Source organism: Nocardia sp. JCM 34519.1 (assembly GCF_020361265.1).
In the GTDB taxonomy this organism is placed as follows: Bacteria; Actinomycetota; Actinomycetes; order Mycobacteriales; family Mycobacteriaceae; genus Nocardia; species Nocardia arthritidis_A.
In genome coordinates, this window is sequence record NZ_JAIRBR010000003.1 from 447,561 (window position 1) to 466,499 (window position 18,939).

Annotated in this window: 17 protein-coding genes; 11 read left to right on the forward strand and 6 right to left on the reverse strand. The window is 68.6% G+C overall.

The genetic code is table 11. The annotated features are described in order from the left end of the window. Nucleotides 1-160 precede the first annotated feature (160 nt). Both LGY53_RS11555 and LGY53_RS11560 read right to left on the reverse strand, forming a co-directional pair. Complete coding sequence (locus LGY53_RS11555) at nt 161-2,659, reverse strand: RNA helicase (RefSeq protein WP_225726650.1); 2,499 nt, start codon at nt 2,657-2,659, stop codon at nt 161-163. 65 nt (nt 2,660-2,724) lie between these two features. Beyond that, nucleotides 2,725-3,669 (reverse strand): proteasome assembly chaperone family protein, encoded by a 945-nt coding sequence (locus LGY53_RS11560; protein ID WP_167476278.1) that lies wholly within the window; start codon nt 3,667-3,669, stop codon nt 2,725-2,727. Nucleotides 3,670-3,940: 271 nt separating this feature from the next. On the opposite strand from LGY53_RS11560, the gene LGY53_RS11565 reads away from it, so the two are divergent. After that, the gene (locus tag LGY53_RS11565; protein ID WP_225726651.1) at nt 3,941-4,657 is read left to right on the forward strand and encodes a sensor domain-containing protein; all 717 of its coding nucleotides are present in this window, start codon (nt 3,941-3,943) and stop codon (nt 4,655-4,657) included. 156 nt (nt 4,658-4,813) lie between these two features. After that, nucleotides 4,814-6,343: a DUF4192 domain-containing protein gene (locus LGY53_RS11570; RefSeq protein WP_225726652.1), complete on the forward strand. Its 1,530-nt coding sequence runs from the start codon at nt 4,814-4,816 to the stop codon at nt 6,341-6,343. Between the two features lie 23 nt (nt 6,344-6,366). Here LGY53_RS11570 and galE read toward each other — a convergent pair whose 3' ends face one another. Next, entirely contained in the window at nt 6,367-7,350 is a 984-nt protein-coding gene (gene galE, locus LGY53_RS11575; protein ID WP_225726653.1) for a UDP-glucose 4-epimerase GalE, read from the reverse strand. Nucleotides 7,351-7,353: 3 nt separating this feature from the next. Next, the gene (locus tag LGY53_RS11580) at nt 7,354-8,040 is read right to left on the reverse strand and encodes a metal-dependent transcriptional regulator (RefSeq protein ID WP_225726654.1); all 687 of its coding nucleotides are present in this window, start codon (nt 8,038-8,040) and stop codon (nt 7,354-7,356) included. A gap of 253 nt (nt 8,041-8,293) precedes the next feature. Here LGY53_RS11580 and LGY53_RS11585 point away from each other — a divergent pair, with 253 nt between their 5' ends. The 7 genes from LGY53_RS11585 (at nt 8,294) to LGY53_RS11615 (ending at nt 15,340) form a co-directional block, all read left to right on the forward strand. Beyond that, nucleotides 8,294-9,526, forward strand: coding sequence for an acetoin utilization protein AcuC (locus tag LGY53_RS11585; RefSeq protein WP_225726655.1), 1,233 nt, complete (start codon nt 8,294-8,296; stop codon nt 9,524-9,526). Next, the gene (locus LGY53_RS11590) at nt 9,519-12,203 is read left to right on the forward strand and encodes a bifunctional GNAT family N-acetyltransferase/acetate--CoA ligase family protein (RefSeq protein WP_225726656.1); all 2,685 of its coding nucleotides are present in this window, start codon (nt 9,519-9,521) and stop codon (nt 12,201-12,203) included. Before LGY53_RS11585 ends, LGY53_RS11590 begins: the two co-directional genes overlap by 8 nt. Nucleotides 12,204-12,307: 104 nt before the next feature. Next, the gene (locus LGY53_RS11595) at nt 12,308-12,676 is read left to right on the forward strand and encodes a VOC family protein (protein WP_225726657.1); all 369 of its coding nucleotides are present in this window, start codon (nt 12,308-12,310) and stop codon (nt 12,674-12,676) included. Then, nucleotides 12,673-13,632, forward strand: a complete 960-nt coding sequence (locus LGY53_RS11600) for an ABC transporter ATP-binding protein (protein WP_225726658.1) — start codon at nt 12,673-12,675, stop codon at nt 13,630-13,632. The genes LGY53_RS11595 and LGY53_RS11600 overlap by 4 nt, the downstream gene beginning before the upstream one ends. Then, complete coding sequence (locus tag LGY53_RS11605; RefSeq protein WP_225726659.1) at nt 13,629-14,441, forward strand: ABC transporter permease; 813 nt, start codon at nt 13,629-13,631, stop codon at nt 14,439-14,441. Before LGY53_RS11600 ends, LGY53_RS11605 begins: the two co-directional genes overlap by 4 nt. A gap of 22 nt (nt 14,442-14,463) precedes the next feature. Next, on the forward strand, nt 14,464-14,844 hold the full coding sequence (locus tag LGY53_RS11610; RefSeq protein WP_225726660.1) for a helix-turn-helix transcriptional regulator: 381 nt from the start codon (nt 14,464-14,466) through the stop codon (nt 14,842-14,844). Between the two features lie 40 nt (nt 14,845-14,884). After that, on the forward strand, nt 14,885-15,340 hold the full coding sequence (locus tag LGY53_RS11615; protein ID WP_225726661.1) for an SRPBCC domain-containing protein: 456 nt from the start codon (nt 14,885-14,887) through the stop codon (nt 15,338-15,340). 101 nt (nt 15,341-15,441) lie between these two features. On the opposite strand, the gene LGY53_RS11620 is transcribed toward LGY53_RS11615, so the two are convergent. Next, on the reverse strand, nt 15,442-15,858 hold the full coding sequence (locus tag LGY53_RS11620) for a VOC family protein (RefSeq protein WP_225726662.1): 417 nt from the start codon (nt 15,856-15,858) through the stop codon (nt 15,442-15,444). A gap of 292 nt (nt 15,859-16,150) precedes the next feature. Here LGY53_RS11620 and LGY53_RS11625 point away from each other — a divergent pair, with 292 nt between their 5' ends. Further along, complete coding sequence (locus LGY53_RS11625) at nt 16,151-17,104, forward strand: NAD(P)-dependent oxidoreductase (RefSeq protein ID WP_225726663.1); 954 nt, start codon at nt 16,151-16,153, stop codon at nt 17,102-17,104. Between the two features lie 112 nt (nt 17,105-17,216). Here the strand turns inward: LGY53_RS11625 and LGY53_RS11630 are convergent, their stop codons facing one another. After that, nucleotides 17,217-17,708, reverse strand: coding sequence for a TetR/AcrR family transcriptional regulator (locus LGY53_RS11630; RefSeq protein ID WP_225726664.1), 492 nt, complete (start codon nt 17,706-17,708; stop codon nt 17,217-17,219). A gap of 85 nt (nt 17,709-17,793) precedes the next feature. On the opposite strand from LGY53_RS11630, the gene LGY53_RS11635 reads away from it, so the two are divergent. Continuing rightward, complete coding sequence (locus tag LGY53_RS11635; protein ID WP_225726665.1) at nt 17,794-18,855, forward strand: FAD-dependent monooxygenase; 1,062 nt, start codon at nt 17,794-17,796, stop codon at nt 18,853-18,855. Nucleotides 18,856-18,939 lie beyond the last annotated feature (84 nt).

Below are 18,939 nucleotides of genomic sequence, written 5' to 3' on the forward strand. Positions count from 1 at the left end.
TGATCTTTCGCGTGGGCAGCGGGGGAGAGAGTATCAGCGGCCCCTACCCAGATACGAATCCGTCAAACCTCGGATCCACCGGTGGGGCATCGGGTTGCGCGACCGCTCCGTCGGCAACCCCGTGACCTGGATTACCCCAGGTCGCGTCGGGCGGGAAACCTCAGCCCGCGGACACGGTGAAATCGTCGAAGACGATCTCGCCCGCGGCATCGGATTCGGCGAGGTCAACGACGGCGTCGATCGACCAACCATGGTCGCCTGCCGGATCGTCGAGCACCTGCCGTACCCGCCAGAAGCCGGGTCTTCGTTCGAGTTGGAACAGCTGGGGTCCGCGTGCGTCGGGACCGGTCCCGATCTTGTCGTATTCGGCGAAATAAGGCGAGAGTTCGGTGGCCCAATCGGGCCCGGGACTCGATTCGGACAGCTCGTCCCAGCGCTTGCGGGCCGCCAGATCCACCCGGCGGAACATCGCGTTGCGGACCATGACGCGGAAGGCGCGCTCGTTCGCGGTGATCGGGCGCACCGCCTCCGCGCCGAACGCCACCTGCTCGGTGTCGGATTCGGCGCCCGGGTTCGTGAGCTGTTCCCACTCGTCGAGCAGGCTCGAATCCACCTGTCGCACAAGCTCACCCAGCCACTCGGTGACGTCGTCGAGCTCCTCGGTGCGCGCGCTGTCGGGCACCGTGCGACGCAGCGCGCGGTAGGCGTCGGCCAGATAGCGCAGCACCACACCCTCCGAGCGGGCCAACTCGTAGAACGAGATGAGCTCGGCGAACGTCATCGACCGCTCGATCATGTCGCGCACCACCGATTTCGGCGACGGCATGAACTCCGACACCCACGGATGCCCGGCGCGATAGGTCTCATAGGCCGGCTCGATCAGCTCGGCCAGCGGCTTCGGCCAGGTCACCTCTTCGAGCAGTTCCATCCGCTCGTCGTATTCGATGCCGTCGGCCTTCATCTCCGCGATCGCCGCACCGCGCGCCTTGTGCTGCTGAGCCATCAGCAGCTGACGCGGATCCTCCAGCGTGGATTCGATGAGCGACACCACATCGAGGGTATAGGTCGGCGACTCTTTGTCCAGTAGTTCCAGCGCCGCCAGTGCGAATGGGGAAAGCGGTTGGTCCAGCGCGAAATCGCGCTGCAGGTCGACGGTCAACCTGGCCCGCCGGCCCTTCGAATCCGGCTCCGGAAGTTGTTGCACCACACCGGCATCGCGCAACGCGCGGTAGAGCCGGATGGCGCGCAGGATATGCCTGCGCTGCGCGGGACGCGGCTCGTGATTGTCCTCCAGCAGATGCCGCATCGCGTCGAAACAGTTTCCCGGCCTTGCGATCACGTTCAACAGCATGGAGTTCGTCACGTTGAACCGCGACACCATCGGCTCCGGCTGCGCGGCGACCAGCCGGTCGAAGGTCTCCTCGCTCCAGGAGACGAAACCCTCGGGCGGCTTGCGGCGCTGGATCTTCCGCTGTTTCTTCGGATCGTCACCGGCCTTGGCCAACAGGCGGGCGTTCTCCACCTCGTGCTCCGGGGCCTGCACTACGACGGTGCCCAGGGTGTCGAAGCCCGCGCGCCCGGCCCGGCCCGCGATCTGATGGAATTCGCGCGCCTTCAACCTGCGGGTGCGCACGCCGTCGAATTTGGTCAGCCCGGTCAGCAGCACGGTGCGGATCGGTACGTTGATGCCGACGCCGAGGGTGTCCGTGCCGCACACCACCTTGAGCAGACCGTCCTGCGCGAGCCGCTCCACGAGGCGGCGATATTTGGGCAGCATGCCCGCGTGATGTACGCCGATCCCGTGCCGGATCAGTCGCGACAGCGTCTTGCCGAATCCGGCGGCGAACCGGAAATCGCCGAGCGCCACCGCGATCGCGTCCTTCTCCGCGCGGGAGGCGAAGTTCACGCTCGTCAGCGCCTGCGCCCGCTCCAGCGCCGCCGCCTGTGTGAAATGCACGACGTACACCGGCGCAAGGCTGGTGGTGACCAGATCCTCCAACGTCTCGGTGATCGGGGTGCGCGCGTAGGAGAAGCTCAGCGGCACCGGACGTTCCGTGCCCGCGACGATCGCGGTCGGGCGGCCGGTGCGCCGCTCCAGATCCTGTTTGAAGAAATCGACCTCGCCGAGGGTGGCCGACATCAGCAGGAACTGGGCCCTCGGCAACTCCAGCAGCGGCACCTGCCAGGCCCAGCCGCGATCCGGATCGGCGTAGAAATGGAATTCGTCCATCACCACCTGGCCGACATCGGCGGCCGCGCCCTCGCGTAACGCCAGATTCGCCAGGATCTCCGCGGTCGCGCAGATGATCGGGGCGTCCGGGTTGACCGCCGCGTCACCGGTGACCATCCCGACCCGCTCCGCGCCGAATACCTCGCACAGGGCGAAGAATTTCTCGCTGACCAGCGCCTTGATCGGGGCCGTGTAATAGGTGCGCAGGCCGCGGGTCAGCGCGAACAGGTGCGCGCCCACCGCGACCAGCGATTTACCCGACCCGGTGGGCGTCGCCAGGATGACATTGGACCCCGACGCCAACTCCAGCAGCGCCTCGTCCTGCGCCGGATAGAGCGGCGTGCCCTGCTCGGCGGCCCACATGCCGAACGCCTCGTACAGCGCGTCGGCATCGGTCCCCGGAATCTCGAGCAGGTCGGTCAAATCCACTCGAATAAGCCTACGGCCTCCACGCCAGCGCATTTACGGCGCGTAGGCCTTCCGTAGCGGGAACCTTAACGACGTTCGTCGGATTCGCCGCCGCCGTAGCCGCCCTGTTCGGCCAGGAACCGCTCGAACTCCGCGCCCAATTCGTCGCCGCTGGGCAGCTCGCCGTCGCCGGCCAGCAGGCTCGACTGGCTCTCCTGCGCGGTGACGAAACTGTCGTATTGGCGTTCCAGGGCGTGCACCACCGTCTCCACCTCGGAGTTGCCCGCGATGTGCTCGTTGACCTGTTCGCGCACCCGCGCGGCCGCCTCGCCGAGCGCGGCGAGCGGCAATTCCAGGCCCGCGTTGTCGGCGACGTTCTCCAGCAGGGTCTGCGCGGCCTCCGGATACGCCGTCTGCGCCAGATAGTGCGGGACGTGCACCGAGAACCCGACCGATTCGTGCCCGTGCTGGGCCATCCGGAACTCCAGCAGCGACGACGCGCTGCCCGGCACCTGCAGCTCACCCGGCCAGCGCTGATGATCCGAGATCAGATCGCGGTCCGAGGAATGCGCGGTGACGCCGAGCGGGCGGGTGTGCGGAATGGCCATCGGGATGGCGCTCAGGCCGATCGTGCGGCGCACCCCCAACTGCTCGGCGAGCAGGCGGACAGCTGTGACGAACTTCTCCCACCGCAGATCCGGTTCCAGACCGGCCAGCAGCAGGAATGGCGTGCCGTCCGTATCGCGCAGCGCCCACAGGTTCAGCTCCGGCTCCGCGTAATCGGAGAAGTGGTCGGTCTTGAACGTCATCAGCGGACGTCGCGAGCGGTAGTCCAGCAGCTCGTCGACATCGAACGACGCGACCAGTTCGCTTTCCAGGCTTTCGCGCAGGTGCGTGGTGGCCAGGCGCACGGCGTGCCCGGCATCGGTGAACCCCTCCAGCCCGTGCACCAGCACCGGACCCGAGCCATCGGCGGACGACAGCTGTGGAGCGGGGAACTCCAGTTCGTACATTCGCGACTCGTAGTCCATCGCGTACTCCTTCCTGCGCGGTAACACCGAACCGCACCAGAGCGAGCGGTGCGGTGGTACCACCGTCCATTGTCCCCCATGGCGGCGACGTCTCGCGCATCGCTGGACATCGGCCACCCGTCGAGGCAACAGCCACGACACCACACACATTCCCGCAGCACGTATTTCCACACCTGGACCCTGACTCGAAATCGCCTTCGGCCGGACTCCGAGACAGCGCGCGACGGCGTGGCATCGCGGGCGGGCCTGGCGAGTTTGGCACAGTGGGGGCGTGACTGTGCCGTTTTCGCGCAGGGGGAACCCGGGGGCCGCGGTGGCGGGCGTCGCGCTGCTCACCGCGGGTGCGGCGCTGCTCGGCGGGTGCGCGTCCGAGGTGCCGGGTGATGCGGTCGCGGCGGCGCCCGCGGCGAATCGGCACATCAACGCCCAATTGGGTTCGCTGCTACCCGATCCGGGGCAATTCCCGGCACGTTATACGACGGTGGTGCTGCCGCCCGAGCAGGCGGCGCAGGCCGCGGCCGACCTCAACGGGGTGGGGCGCGGAGCGGCGGTGCAACCCGCGCAGTGCACACCGCCGGACCAGCCGGTCGGCGCCGACCGGACGGCCGTCACGGTCGGCACCGACAACGAGGCCCGCGCGACCATCACCGTCGAGCTGACCAGGACCGATAAACCGCTGTCCGGGTGGCGAAACCAGTTGCGGCAGTGCGGATCGGTGCGGGTCACCAAGGCGGGCGCCGCGACCACCGTCGCAACCACCCTCGACGCGCCGCCCCCGGTGGACGCCGACGACACCATGGCCTTCCATCGCACGATCACCCCCGACGTCGGCGGCGCCGGGCTGACCTCGGCCATGCAGACGCTGGCCGGGCAGCTCGGTGATGTGCGAATCATCGTGACCTACATGACATTCGGCGCGGGCAAAGTCGATACCGGCACGCTGGATTCGGTATTCACCGCGACCGTCATGAAGGTGCGGAAAGGTTGATCCCGCGCGGACTGTAGCAGTCCGGCCCGACACACCCCGCCCTCCGGCCCGGTCCCGGCCGGAAGTTGTCCACAACCCCGGAATTATCCACAGGGCAACCTGAATCCCCAGGTCAGCTCGATCTGCCGCCCAGGAGGGTCGGCGCACGCTCGACCCATGACGACCCACACGAACCCCATGCCCGCCGGCGACATTCCGGACACCGGCCCGCTACCCGCGCATCCCGTGCGGTGCCGCGGCGGTTCGCTCGGCTCACCCGGCGGCCTATCGAGCGGCGCCCACGTCAGCGTTTCATCGCGCGACCAGGCGCGCGCACCGGTGTGCGCCGAGAGCGCGCCGGACTATCGCGCCGAGAACGGCGCCCGCGCGACGGATACCGAGGCCGACCTCGGCAATCGCACGGGAACAGCGCCTGTCGAACAGTCCGGGGCATCGTCCGTCGGCCGGTTCCCGGCCGCAAGCTCTGCCGGTGCGGTCGAATGTGCGCAGGGCGCACCGTATTTCAGGACCGGCCGCTCGGCGAGGGAGTGGCGCGGCGCGGAATGCGGGGAGCGGCCGCCGCGGTCCCGGCCCCGCGCCGATCCGAACGCGGTGCGGATCGATGAGCCGGGCGATTTGATCGCGGCGGTGCCCGCGCTGGTGGGTTTTCCGCCGGAGCGCTCGCTGGTGGTCGCGGTGCTGTGCCCGACGCCGGTGCCGGGCGGGCCCGAATTGATCGACGCGGTGGCGCGATTCGATGTGGATCAGCGGGACGGCAGGCTGCGGGCCGAGACGGTCGCGCCCTATGTGGTGCGGATCTGTGCCGGGATGGGCGCGGCCAAGGTCATCGCCGTCTTCGTCGACGATCGGGCACGGGAATCATCCGGGCGGCGTGGGCGACGCCGGAACCGTTGCGGCGGAGGATATTTCGCGGCGATGGCGGCCGCACTGCGGCGCGAACTGGCGGCCGACGATATCGGACTCGACGCGGCGTGGGCGGTGCCCGAATGCGAACCGGGACGACGCTGGTGGAGTCTGCTCGGGCCGGAATGCGGTGGGTCGCTACCCGATCCGGCCGCATCGATGGTGGCCATGTCCCATGTGCTCGACGGCAGACCGCTGCGGCGCTCCCGGGCGGAGCTCACCGGGCTGGTGGCGGCCGATCCGATCCGCACCGCCGAGGTCGCCGCGCACCTGGACGACGCGGTCGCCGACGCCATGGATCGCTACCGGCGAGCGGTGCACCGTGGCGACCCGAACGGATACAGCAGGCAGGCGCTGCACCATGTGCTGTGGCAGATCGCGAATCTGGAATCCGGCGCGGGCCTCGATGCCGCCGAGCTCGCCGAACTCGTTGCGGCGCTGCGGGATCACGCGGTGCGCGACACCATGTTCGCACTCGCGATCGGCGACCACGCCGATGCGGCGGAACAGCTGTGGATCGCACTGGTCCAGGTGACCACCGGCCCGGACCGCGCGGAGATGGCGGCCCTGCTCGGCTACCACGCGTACACCCGGGGTGACGGCCCGCTGGCCGGTGTCGCACTGCAGGCCGCGCTCGAAGCCGATCCGATGCACCCCATGGCCCGTCTGTTGGAGACCTCGCTGTACATGGGTCTGCGGCCCGAGCACCTGCGCAAACTCGCCCACTGCGGTTTCGAAACCGCCACCGATCTGGGTGTCGACCTCGGTCCGGAGCCGCGATGACAGCCATCGCGGCCCGGCGCGGGTCAGGACTTGGCGGAATGTGCGCGCGGACCGAGCGCGCGCAGGAAATCCCATGCGTCGGAGACGATTTCGTCGAGCTCGGTGTGCTCGGGGCGCCAGCCGAGTTCGGTGACGGCCCGCTCGCTCGACGCGATCAGCACGGCGGGGTCGCCGGGCCTGCGTGGGGCCTCGACCGCGGGGATCGGCAGCCCGGTGACCCGCTCGCACGCCGAAATCACCTCGCGCACCGAGAATCCCGTGCCGCTGCCCAGATTGAAGATGCGGTGCGTACCCGGCGCCGCGGTGTCCAGCGCCAGCAGATGCGCCTGGGCGAGGTCGCGGATGTGGATGTAGTCGCGCACCGCGGTGCCGTCGGCGGTCGGCCAGTCGGTGCCGAAGATCGAGATCGCCTTGCGGTGCCCGGCGGCCACCTGCAGCACCAGCGGGATGAGATGGGTTTCCACGACCCGGTTTTCGCCGAGACCGGCGTACGCGCCCGCCACGTTGAAGTAGCGCAGGCTGGTCGCGGCGAGCCCGTGCGCGATCGCGTACGAGGTGATGGCATGGTCGATGGCGAGCTTCGACGCACCGTACGGATTCGTCGGCCGCGTCGGCGCGTCCTCGGTGATCGGCACCTGTTCGGGTTCGCCGTACACCGCCGCGGTGGAGGAGAACACCAGGCGGGGCGTGCCCGCGGCGCGCATCGCCTCCAGCAGCGTCAGCGTTTTCACCACATTGCCGTGCCAGTACTTCTCCGGCTGCTGCACCGATTCACCGACCAGCGACTGCGCGGCGAAATGCAGGACGCCGTCGAAGGATTCGGCGCCGATCAGCCGCGGCGCGGCCTCGGCGATATCGCCATCGACGAAGCGGGCGCCCTCGGGCACCCCGTCGGCATTTCCGGTGGACAGATCGTCGACCACGACGACCTCATGCCCTTGTTCCAGCAACACCTGGGCGCAGACGCCGCCGACGTAACCCGCGCCACCCGTGACAAGAAGTCGCACGCCTCAGACCAACTTCACCTGGACGGCATGGGCCATCTCGTCGGACAGTTCGAAACCCGAGTGACCGGGCACGGTGATGAGCACCGCACCGGGCTTGGTCTCGACGGTCACGCGGGCGTCGGGCACGACGCCCGCCTCCCGCAGCTGACCGATGACGTCGGGGTCGGTCTGGATGTGCTCGGCGAGCCTGCGCACCACCACGGCGTGCACCTGGCCGTGCGGCAGATCCGACAGCCGGACCAGGCTCTCCTCGGCGGTGGTCTGCGGCACGACACCCAGTTCGTCGAGGCCGGGGATGGGGTTGCCGTACGGGGAGGTGGTCGGGTGGTTCAGCACCTCGACGAGGCGCCGCTCCACATCCTCGCTCATCACGTGCTCCCAGCGGCACGCCTCGGCATGTACGTTCTGCCAATCCAATCCGATGATGTCGGCCAGCAGCCGCTCGGCCAGCCGGTGCTTGCGCATCACCGCGACCGCCATGCTGCGGCCCTTCTCGGTGAGCTCGAGATGACGATCACCGGCGACCAGCAGCAAACCGTCGCGCTCCATCCGCGCGACGGTCTGGCTCACCGTCGGACCGCTCTGCTCGAGCCGCTCGGCGATGCGAGCGCGCAGGGGCACCACGCCCTCCTCCTCGAGGTCGTAGATGGTACGGAGGTACATCTCCGTGGTGTCGACCAGATCCTTCACCTTTTACCCCTTCGTCGGGACGAATTCTACCTACGCACGCCGACACCACCGTGTGCCGGACCCGCAGGCATTGCGTCGCGCGCACTCTCATGCGCCGCGCTGCGCACGCCCTGGTTCACACCGCCGCATCCGAATCCGATGCCGTGCCGCGCGAGCCGTCGGCACACGGCAGGCCGCCGTGTTGGTACTGGGCTCTATTTCTACTGCATAGCAACGTCGCGTGGGGCCGGTAGCTTCCCGCTAGCGTTGCGGTATGGCTGTGTCGCGCAGTGCGGGAACGGTGGTGTGGACCGACCACTTCCTCGACTACACCTGGACCCCGGACCACCCGATGAAGCCGGTGCGCCTGAAGTTCACCATGGCGCTGGCCCGAAGTCTGGGATTGCTGGACGGTGTCGAGCCGTTGGCGCCGGATCCGGCCGGCCGCGCCGATCTGCTGCGCATCCACACCGCCGATTACATCGCGGCCGTCGAACACGCCCGGCAGCCCGCTGGTTCGCCGCAGTCGCCGCCCTATGGTCTCGGATCGCCGGACAATCCGGTCTTTCCGCATATGCACCAGGCCGCGTCGGTGATCGTCGGCGGAACGCTGGCGGCGGCGCGCGAGATCGCGGCGGGCCGCACCCGGCGCGCGGTAAGCATCGGCGGCGGCATGCACCACGCCATGCCCGGTCACGCGGCCGGTTTCTGCGTCTACAACGATGTGGCGGTGGCGATTTCGTGGCTGCTCGAACACGGTTACGACCGGATCGCCTACGTGGATGTCGACGTGCACCATGGCGATGGCGTGCAGCACGCGTTCTACGCGGATCCGCGGGTGCTGACGGTGTCCATCCATCAGCATCCGGCCACGCTGTGGCCCGGCACCGGTTGGCCCGAGGAGGCCGGATGCGATGCCGGAACAGGTACCGCGATCAACCTGCCGGTGCCGCCGGGGACCCGGGATGCCCAGTGGCTGCGCGGATTTCACGCGGTGGTGCCCGGCGCGCTGGCCGCCTTCCGGCCGCAGATCCTGATCAGCCAGTGCGGCGTGGACACCCATCGGGAGGATCCGCTGGCGGATCTGGAGCTGACCGTGGACGGGCAGCGCGCGGCCTTCCTGGCGATGCGGGAGCTGGCCGATCGCTACGCCGATGGCCGCTGGCTCGCCGTCGGCGGCGGTGGCTACGGCGTGGTCCGGGTGGTGCCGCGGGCCTGGACGCACCTGCTCGCCACCGCGCTGGACCGCGTCATCGATCCGGCCACCGAGATCCCGGGCGACTGGCTGGATCTGGTGCGCCGGGCCGCGCCGCGCACCGAGCCGCCGCACACCATGGGCGACGGTGGCGATACCGGATACCGTGCCTGGGATGGTCCCGGCGGCACGGGGGAGACTGGGGACGCGCGCACCGACCGCGCGCAGCGAGCCATCGATACGGCCATCTTGGCCACCCGCCGGGCCACCTTCGGGTTGCTGGGCCTGGACCCGGAGGACACCCGTGACTGATCAACCGCCCGTACCGGATTCGCCGGACACACCGGCCGTGCCGCCGCCACCGCCGCAGCACTGGTTCGCCGATGTGCTCGCCTCCGACGGCGGCGTCGTTCGGTTGCGCCCGATCACCCCGGACGACGCCGGACGGTTGCAGGAGTTCCATGCCGCGCTGTCCGACCGCACCAGGTATCTGCGCTATTTCGGTCCGTACCCGCGGATTTCGCCGAAGGACCTGTACCGCTCCACCCACGTCGACCATCGCGACCGGGTGGGGCTGGTGCTGGAACTCGGGGAATCGATCGTCGCGGTCGGCCGGTACGAACTGCTCGACCGCACCGGCCCGCGCTCGGCCGAGGTGGCGTTCGTGGTCGCCGACGAGCATCAGGGTCGCGGTCTCGGATCGGTGCTGCTGGAACATCTCGCGGGCGCGGCGGCCGAGAACAAGATCGAGACCTTCGTCGCGGAGGTGCTCGCCGAGAACACGGTGATGGTCACCGTGTTCCGCGACGCCGGCTACCAGGTGGAGCGCAGCAGGGACGGTTCGGTGCTGCATCTGGAGTTCGCCATCGATCCGACCGAAGCCCTGCTGTCCGTTCGGGATTCGCGCGAGCGGGCCTCCGAGGCGCGCAGCGTCGGCAACCTGTTGCGGCCGGGTTCGGTCGCGGTGATCGGCGCGACGGTCGGCGCGGGCCGGGTCGGCGGCTCGGTGCTGGCCAATCTGCTGTCGGGGGTGTTCCAGGGGCCGGTGTATCCGGTGAACCCGAACCGCAAATCGGTGCGCGGGGTGCGGGCCTATGCGACGGTCCGCGACATTCCGGACGAGGTGGACCTCGCGGTGGTCGCGGTGCCGCCGGAGGCGATCGCCTCGGTGCTCGACGACTGTATGGCCAAGGGCGTCAAGGGACTTGTCGTGCTCACCGCGGGGTTCAGCGAAACCGGTGTCGGCGGCGCCGCGGCCGAACGCGAATTGGTCGCCGCCGCACGGGGACACGGGATGCGGGTGGTCGGGCCGAGCGCGCTCGGCATCGCCAACACCGATCCGGCGGTCTCGTTGAACGCGACGCTGGCCTCGGTGCTGCCGGGGCGCGGCCGGATCGGTTTCTTCTGCCAGTCCGGCCCGCTCGGCGCGGCGATCCTGGGTGAGGCCGCGGCCCGCAACCTGGGCCTGTCGACCTTCGTATCGGCGGGTAACCGTGCCGACGTCTCCGGCAACGACCTGCTGCAGTACTGGGACACCGCGCCCGATACCGATGTGGTGCTGCTGTACCTGGAGAGTTTCGGTAATCCGCGCAAGTTCTCCCGGATCGCGCGGCGGGTGGCGCGCACCAAACCGATCGTCGCGGTGAGCAGCGGCCGGATGGCGGGTGGCGCGCGGTCCGATATGGACCGCTCGATCGTGCGAGATCTGTTCGCGCAGGCCGGAATCGTGCAGGTCGATTCGATCTCGGAGCTGTTCGACTGTGCCGCGCTGCTCGCATACCAGCCGCTGCCGTCCGGATCCCGGCTCGCGGTGATCGGCAACAGCACCGCGCTCGACTGGCTGGCGGTGGACGCGGCGCACGGTGAGGGGCTGGTGGTGGGCGAGCCGGTGAACCTGGGCCCGCAGGCGCGGCCCGGAGACTATTTCGACGCGGTGGCCGAGGCGTTGCGCGCCTCCGAAATCGATGCGCTGATAGTGGTTTTCGCGCCGCCGGTGCCGGTTTCGGTACCCGAGTTCGCCGACGCCATTCGCAGCGCCGCCGCGGCCGTGCCCGATGCGGCGAAACCGATTCTCACCACCTTCGTCGCCGAGCAGGGGATGCCGAATCTGCTCGCGGTGCGCGGGCCGGGCGCCAGCGTGATGCGCGGATCCATTCCGTCCTATCCGGATCCGGAGCGCGCCGCCCGTGCGCTGGCCCGGGTGCGCCGCTACGCGGAGTGGCGGAGCCGTCCGGTGTCCCCACGCGTCGCGCGACCCGACGGGATCGACGCGGATCGTGCCCGGCGGTTGGTCAGCGGATGGATGAGCGAGTCCGGGGGACGCTGGCTTTCGGATCTCGAGGCCGTCGAGTTGTTGTCCTGCTACGGAATTCGCGTGGTCGAATTCCGGGAGGTGCGCGACGCGGACGAGGCGGTGGCGGCGGCCGAGGAACTCGGCTATCCGGTGGCGGCGAAGGCGACCGGTGAAATGTGGCGTCGCAGGCCGGATCTCACCGGGGTGCGGCTGGATCTGTGGCGCCCGTCCGCGGTCCGTCAGGCATATACCGACCTGGTGGAGATCTGCGGCGATCCGGTGCTGCACGTGCAGAAGATGGCGACCAAGGGCGTCGGCTGTGTGCTGCGCGTCAAGGACGATCCGTCGTTCGGTTCGGTCATCGAATTCGGCCTGTCCGGCATGATCATCGAATTGCTCGGCGACCGCGCCTACCGCGCGCTGCCGCTCACCGGCGACGAGGCCGCGGCCCTCATCGACGCGCCCCGCGCGGCTCCGCTGCTCTCCGGAACCCCGGCCAGCCCGCGGGTCGACAAGGCCGCGCTCGCCGAACTGGCGCAACGCATTTCGGCCCTGTTCGACGATATTCCCGAAATGCGGGAGCTGTCCTTCGATCCGGTGCTGGCCTCGCCGACATCCGCCGAAATCCTCTATGCGCGAGGGCGAATCGGCCCGGAGCCCAGCCGCTTCGACACCGGCCCGCGCCGCCTGGGCTAGCCGCCGCCACCCCGGATACTCGCCGGTCCACGCGCTTCGAGCACATCGGGTAGGAAAAATCCTACGGTTGACAGGTAGGTTAATTCCTACCTATTGTCATCGCCATGACGATTTCGCAGATAGGGAAGATCACCGCCTTCGTCTCCGACCAGGACAGGGCCAAGGACTTCTACACCGGTGTGCTCGGCATGACCGTGCGCGCCGACAACACATTCGGCGACAACCGGTGGCTCGAGGTGGGCGCGGGCGAGACGGGCACCGGCATCATCCTGCACAAGCCGTTCCCGGGCGCGAGCGCGGGGAACCTCGCGGGCGTGATCGTGAACACCCCCGATATCGACGCCGTCGTCGAGAAGTTGCGCGCGGCGGGCGCCGATGTCGACGGACCCACCGACGAGCAGTGGGGGCGGCAGGCATCCTTCTCCGACCCGGACGGCAATTCGTACGTCCTGGTCGCCGATGGGGCACGGTGACAACCCTTTTCGAAGCGCACGGTGTCACCAAGCGGTTCGGTGACACCACCGCGCTCGACAATCTCGACCTGACGGCCGAACCCGGCAGCCTGCTCGCGGTGCTCGGCCGCAACGGTGCGGGCAAGACCACCCTGGTGCGCATGCTCGCCACGCTGACCGACCCCGACGCCGGAACCCTCCGGGTGCTCGGCCACGACACCGTGCGCGACCCGCGCCGAGTCCGCGGGCTCATCGGTCTGGCTGGTCAGCACGCTACCGTCGAACCGCTGTTGACCGGTGCGGAGAACCTGGAAATGATCGGCGTCCTGTTCGGGCTGACCCGTCGCGACGCCCGCGCCGCTGCGGCCGCGGTGCTGCGGCGACTCGGGCTGCGGGAGGCCGCCGACCGGCGCGTCGGCACCTACTCCGGCGGTATGCGCCGCCGCCTCGACCTGGGTGCGAGCCTGGTGGGGCGGCCGCGCCTGCTGCTGCTCGACGAACCGACCACCGGCCTGGATCCCGCTGCGCGCCACGGCCTTTGGTCACTGGTCACCGAATTGGTCACCGGCGGTACCGATGTCGTCCTCACCACGCAATATCTGGAGGAGGCCGATGCGCTCGCCGACCGGATCGTGGTGCTCGACGGCGGCCACATCCTGGCCGACGGCACACCCGGTGAGCTGAAGGACGCCCATGCCGCCGATGTCGTGACGATACGCACAAGGCGCGCAACGGATCTCGACACGATCCGGGTCACGCTGACCGCGGCCGACCCCAGCGTCGACCGCGAGTCCCGCACCATGACCTGGACCTCGTCGTCCGGTGGCGAGGACGCCGCCCGCTGCTTCGCGGTGCCGGGCGTCACCATCGAGGAGGTCACCGTTCGCAAACCGACGCTGGAGGAGGCCTTTCTGAACCTGACTGCCCCGACCGACGGCCGATTCGAGGTCTTTTCGCGAACAGAGGTGCGGCGATGACCGCGGCGACACTCGACCATCCGGTGGCGCGGCGCGCGAATCCCGTTGCCGCCACTGCGGCCATCGCGCGGCGGGTGCTGCTGATGACGGTGCGCAACCCGCCGGTGATCGTCATGGCGGTGCTGCAGAGCGTGGTGTTCCTGCTGATCTTCCGCTACGTATTCGGCGGCGCCATCGCGGCGGGCGGGCTGCGCTACGTCGACTTCATGGTGCCGGGCATTCTCACCGTCGGCATGGTCTTCTCGGTGATGGGCGTCGGGGCGGCGATGGCGGAAGATCTGCGGCGCGGCGTCATCGACCGATTCCGTTCGCTGCCGATGCCGCGGATCGCCGTACTGTTCGGGCGCGCACTCGGCGCGCACGCGCTGACCGTATTCGTGCTTCTGGTGACGGCCGCGGTCGCGTTCGCGGTGGGTTTCCGTGCGCACCAGGGTGTTACGGGTGCCGTGGCGATGCTCGGGCTGTGCCTGCTGACGGCGGTCGCGTTCACCTGGGTGTTCATCGCGATCGGGCTGGCCACCGGCGATGTGCAGTCGGCGCAGGGACTGGCATTCCTGGTGTTGCCGCTGTCGTTCGTGTCCAGCGCCTACGTTCCGGTCGACACGATGCCCGGCTGGCTGCGGGTGTTCGCCGAACACCAACCGCTCACGGTGATCATCGAGGCGAATCGGTATCTCACCCAGGGCGTGGCCGGACTGCACGGGTTCGGGCACGCCGGCGGCTACTACGTCGCGGCCGCGGTGGCGTGGTGCCTCGGTATCCTCGGCATCGCCATCGTCGCCGCGCTGGCACTGTTCCGGCGCCGGTGACCTCGACCGAACGAGAGCCCGCATGCCGCAACGCCTGAAAACCAGCAGCACCGACCTGGTGTTCGGCGCGCTGGCCAACCCGACCCGCCGCGAAATCCTGGACCTGCTGCTCGACGGTGAGCAGTCGGTCCAGGACATCGCCGAACGGTTCGATATGGCCCGGCCCAGTGTGTCCGAACATTTGAAGGTGCTGCGCGATTGCGGGCTGGTCGGTGAGGAGAAGCGCGGCCGCCACCGCTTCTACCGGGTGGAACCGCAACCGCTGCACGATCTGCAATCCTGGCTCGCGCCGTTCGAACGGTTCTGGCGCGACAGGATGCGCACTCTCGGCACGGTGCTCGATGCCATGCCGGACGACCCCGCCGATGCGGCCGCGCCGCGGTCGCCTCGCGCCGGAGCGTGACCACGGCCCAGCGTGTATCCGAACCGAAGGGAGTGTGCTGGTGATCGACGACCCGACCACGATCGTGCTCGACCAGTTCTATCCGCATCCGCGGCCGAAGGTGTGGCGCGCGATCACCACCCCGGAGTTGATGGGGCAGTGGCTGATGGAGCCGATCGGTTTCGAGCCCGTCGCCGGTAATCGCTTCCGGATGAAGGCGCGCCCGATGCCCGCCGTGAATTTCTCCGGCGAGGTCCGCTGCGAGGTACTGGAGGTCGTCGAACCCGAACGTCTCCGCTTCACCTGGAACGACGCAGCCGCCACCCGCGACACCGGTTGGACCGTCACCTGGGACCTCTACCCGGAGGGGCGAGGCACCCGAATGCTGCTGACCCACAGCGGTTTCGACCCCGACGACCCCACCGCCCAACTGTCCCGCACCATCATGCGCGGCGGCTGGCCCGGCATCGTCCGCCGCCTCGGCGAGGTATTGGACGCCGGTTCCTCAGGCGAATAGTGAACCGCCCCTGAGTATTCCGGTGCCGGGTGCGAAGTGATCCGCGCGGCGGATCGACAGCCTTCGCCTGGTGATCATGGCAGGGCGAATATGGTTGTCGCTCACTGGGCGCCGATGTTGATCATCCAGGTGATGCCGAACCGGTCGACGAGCGAGCCCGCCACATCACCCCAGACCTGCCTTTCCAGTGGAAGGGTGACGGTGCCGCCTTCGGACAGCTTCTGGAAATGGTCATGAAGTTCGCTGTCGTCACCGTCTATGAAGACCGCGACGTTATTTCCCGGCCGATATGGCGGCCAGCCTGGCCTATCCTCGGGAAAGTCCCATGCCATCAGCGTGTAGCCGGCCGGGGTGTCGAGGCGGGAGTGCATGACCTTGTCTGCGTGGGGTGCGTCCGGTGAGCCGAAGTCCGCGACGGTTCCCAACTCCAGCTCGCCGCCGAAGACCTGCTGGTAGAACTCCATCGCCTGCCGCGCGTTGCCGTTGAACATGATGCACGGATTGACCTGAGATCCCACTTGGAACCCTCTCTTGTTACGGGACCGCCGGGCTGTCCGGTGGTCGTCGAAACAAAGCTCTCAAATAATCACGACACCTCCTGTCGTGATTTCGAGGAGATTCCCGCGGGTTGTCGCCGCGGACCGGTCGATGAAAGCTGAACCGCCTGAGCAGATTTCGGGTGTCGGACGCGAAAATATCCGCCGATTCGGGAACTATTGGCTTCGGGCAGGCGAATACGCGAGCCCGGCGTGCGGATACCGGTGCGCGATCGAGGAATCCGCACCGCATCCGACTACGCCGAGGAGCTTCATGGACGCGATGAACGAGACCACCGTCGGCTGGATCGGCACCGGACGGATGGGGGCCGCGATGGTCGTGCGGCTCGCCGGCGACGGCCTGCCGGTCACGGTGTGGAACCGCACCCGTGCCAAGGCCGAGCCGCTGGCCGGGCGCGGCTGCACCGTCGCACACAGCATCGCCGAATTGCGTGGGCTCGACCTGGTTTTCACGATGGTGTCCACCCCGGCCGATCTGGAGCAGGTGCTGCTCGGACCGGACGGGTTGCTGGCCGCGCCGCCGCGCGTACCGCGAGTGGTCGTCGACTGTTCGACGGTCTCGGTGGAATCCTCGGCCGCGATTCGCGCGGCCTGCGCCGAACGCGGTGTCGCATACCTGGCGGCCCCGGTGAGCGGTAACGCGAAAGTCGTTGCGGCGGGCGAATTGACGATCGCCGTGTCCGGACCGCGCGAGGTCTACGAGCGGGTCGCGCCGCTGCTGCGGCGAATCGGCAAGTCCGCGACCTACGTCGGTGAGGGCGATGTGGCGCGTCTGGTGAAGATCTGTCACAACCTGTTTCTGGGCGTGGTCACCCAGTCGCTGGCCGAGGTGACCGTGCTGGCGGAGAAGGGCGGCGTATCGCGCGCGGCGTTCCTGGCGTTCCTGAACGACAGCGTGCTGGGTTCGGCCTTCACCCGCTACAAGACCCCGGCGTTCGTGAACCTGGATTACACACCGACTTTCACACCGGTGCTGCTGCGCAAGGATTTCGATCTCGGACTCGGCGCCGCACACGATCTCGACGTGCCGATGCCGGTGGCCGCCGCGACCGCCCAACTCGTGCAGGCGGCGGTGTCCAGCGGCCGGATCGACGAGGATTTCGCGATCCTGCTCGATTTGCAGGCGCGGAGCTCCGGCCTGCGCATCGAATCCGAGAACGTCGCGGTCGACGATGGACTCGGTGTCCCGAAACCTACTGACACATAAGACGATCGACCGGTCGTACCCCGAAATGCCGGTGAACGCGGCGGAATACAGTGGATTTCGGCTTGCCGATGGAACGGGACGCCGTTGTCTCCGGTGCCGATGGCGTGGGTTGTCAGAGAGTCGCTGTGAGAGAACGCAATTCGGTGATCACGTCTTCGCCGGAGGGCGCGTGCTCGGGGTCCACCAGCCATTGCAGCATCAGCCCGGTCAGCAAGGCCAGGGGTACCGAACCGCCGAGCCCCGCGCGTGCCTCCCGTTGTCCCTGAGCGAGGTATTCGCGGATCTCGGGCGATCTTTCGGCTTGCACGATGGCTTCGAGTTGGGCGACCCACAGGGACCGGTGGGTGGTGAAGGTGTCGATCAGGGCCTGCCAGCGCTGTTCCGGGCTGTCGGCCGGGCCGCGGTGGGCGAGTTCGGCGCCGAGTTCGTCCACCGCGAGCACCAGTGCCTGGGTGAGCAGTGCGTCCCGGGAGCCGAAGTGGTAGCCGATGGCCGCGTGGTTGACCCCGGCGGCCGCGGCGATATCGCGGACCGTCGTGCGGGCCCAGCCGCGTTCGATCAGGCACTGCTTGGCTCCGGCCAACAAGGCTTCGCGGTTTCCCATGTCCTGAAGCATAGCCGCATGCTTATCCATTTGGTTTATCCATTTGGATTGCACAAACGTCTAAACCTCGGCTACAGTTCTTCTCATGACGAAGCCGAAGGTTCTGATCTCGGGTGCGAGCGTGGCCGGACCCGCCCTCGCCTACTTCCTGCATCGCGACGGATACGACGTGACCGTCGTCGAGCGCGCGCCGCTGGTCCGCGACAGCGGGTATGCCGTGGACTTCCGTGATACGGCGTTCGATGTGCTGGCGGAGATGGGCGTGCTCGACGAGATCCGCGGGCACGAGACCAAGATGCGCGGCACGGCTCTGCTGGACGACAGCGGCGCCGAGACCGGGCAGCTGCCCGCCGAGGTGTTCGCGGGTGAATTGGAGGTGCCCAAGTACGAGCTGACTCGCATCCTGCACGAGGTCACCGCCGATGATGTGAACTACGTGTTCGGCGACTCGATCACCGCGTTGACCCAACATGAATCCGGTGTCGCGGTCGAATTCGAGCGTGGTTCGACCGCCGATTTCGACCTGGTGTTCGGCGCGGACGGAGTCCATTCGAACGTCCGCCGGCTGGCGTTCGGTCCACGGGCCGACGCGCTGCGGCATCTGGGGATGTCCGGTGCCGGGTTCAGCACCGCCAACTACCTCGGACTCGATCACCAGGGTCTGTTGCGGCCGGGGCAGGGCACGGCGATCTACCTGTTCAGCGCGGGCGATCCGGACCGGCTCACGGTGAGCCTGTCCTTCGCCACCGCATCCCCCGAGTTGGACCGGCGCTCCCGCGCGGAACAAGAACAGGCGGCGCGGACGGCGTTCGCCGGACAGGGCTGGGAAGTACCCCGCCTGCTGGACGCGATGACCGCCGCCGAGGACTTCTACTTCGCCTCGTCCTGCCAGGTCCATCTGGACCGGTGGTCCAACGGCCGGGTCGCCCTGGTCGGCGACGCCGGCTACTGCGCCGCGCCGACCAGCGGCATGGGCACCTCGCAGGCATTGATAGGCGCACGAACCCTCGCCCGCCAGCTGGCCGCAACCCCCGGCGACCACGAAACCGCCTTCGCCACCTACGAAACAGAGCTACGCCCCTACATCGCGGCGAATCAGAAAAAGGGCCGCCAGGCCGCGGCGATGTTCGGCGGCACGACCGAATAACCGTGAGACACAGTGGGATTCCATCCCATGCGGGCGCAGTCGAGGTCCGCGGCGGTGCCGCCGTGCGGGCCGATGGCAGGGGAT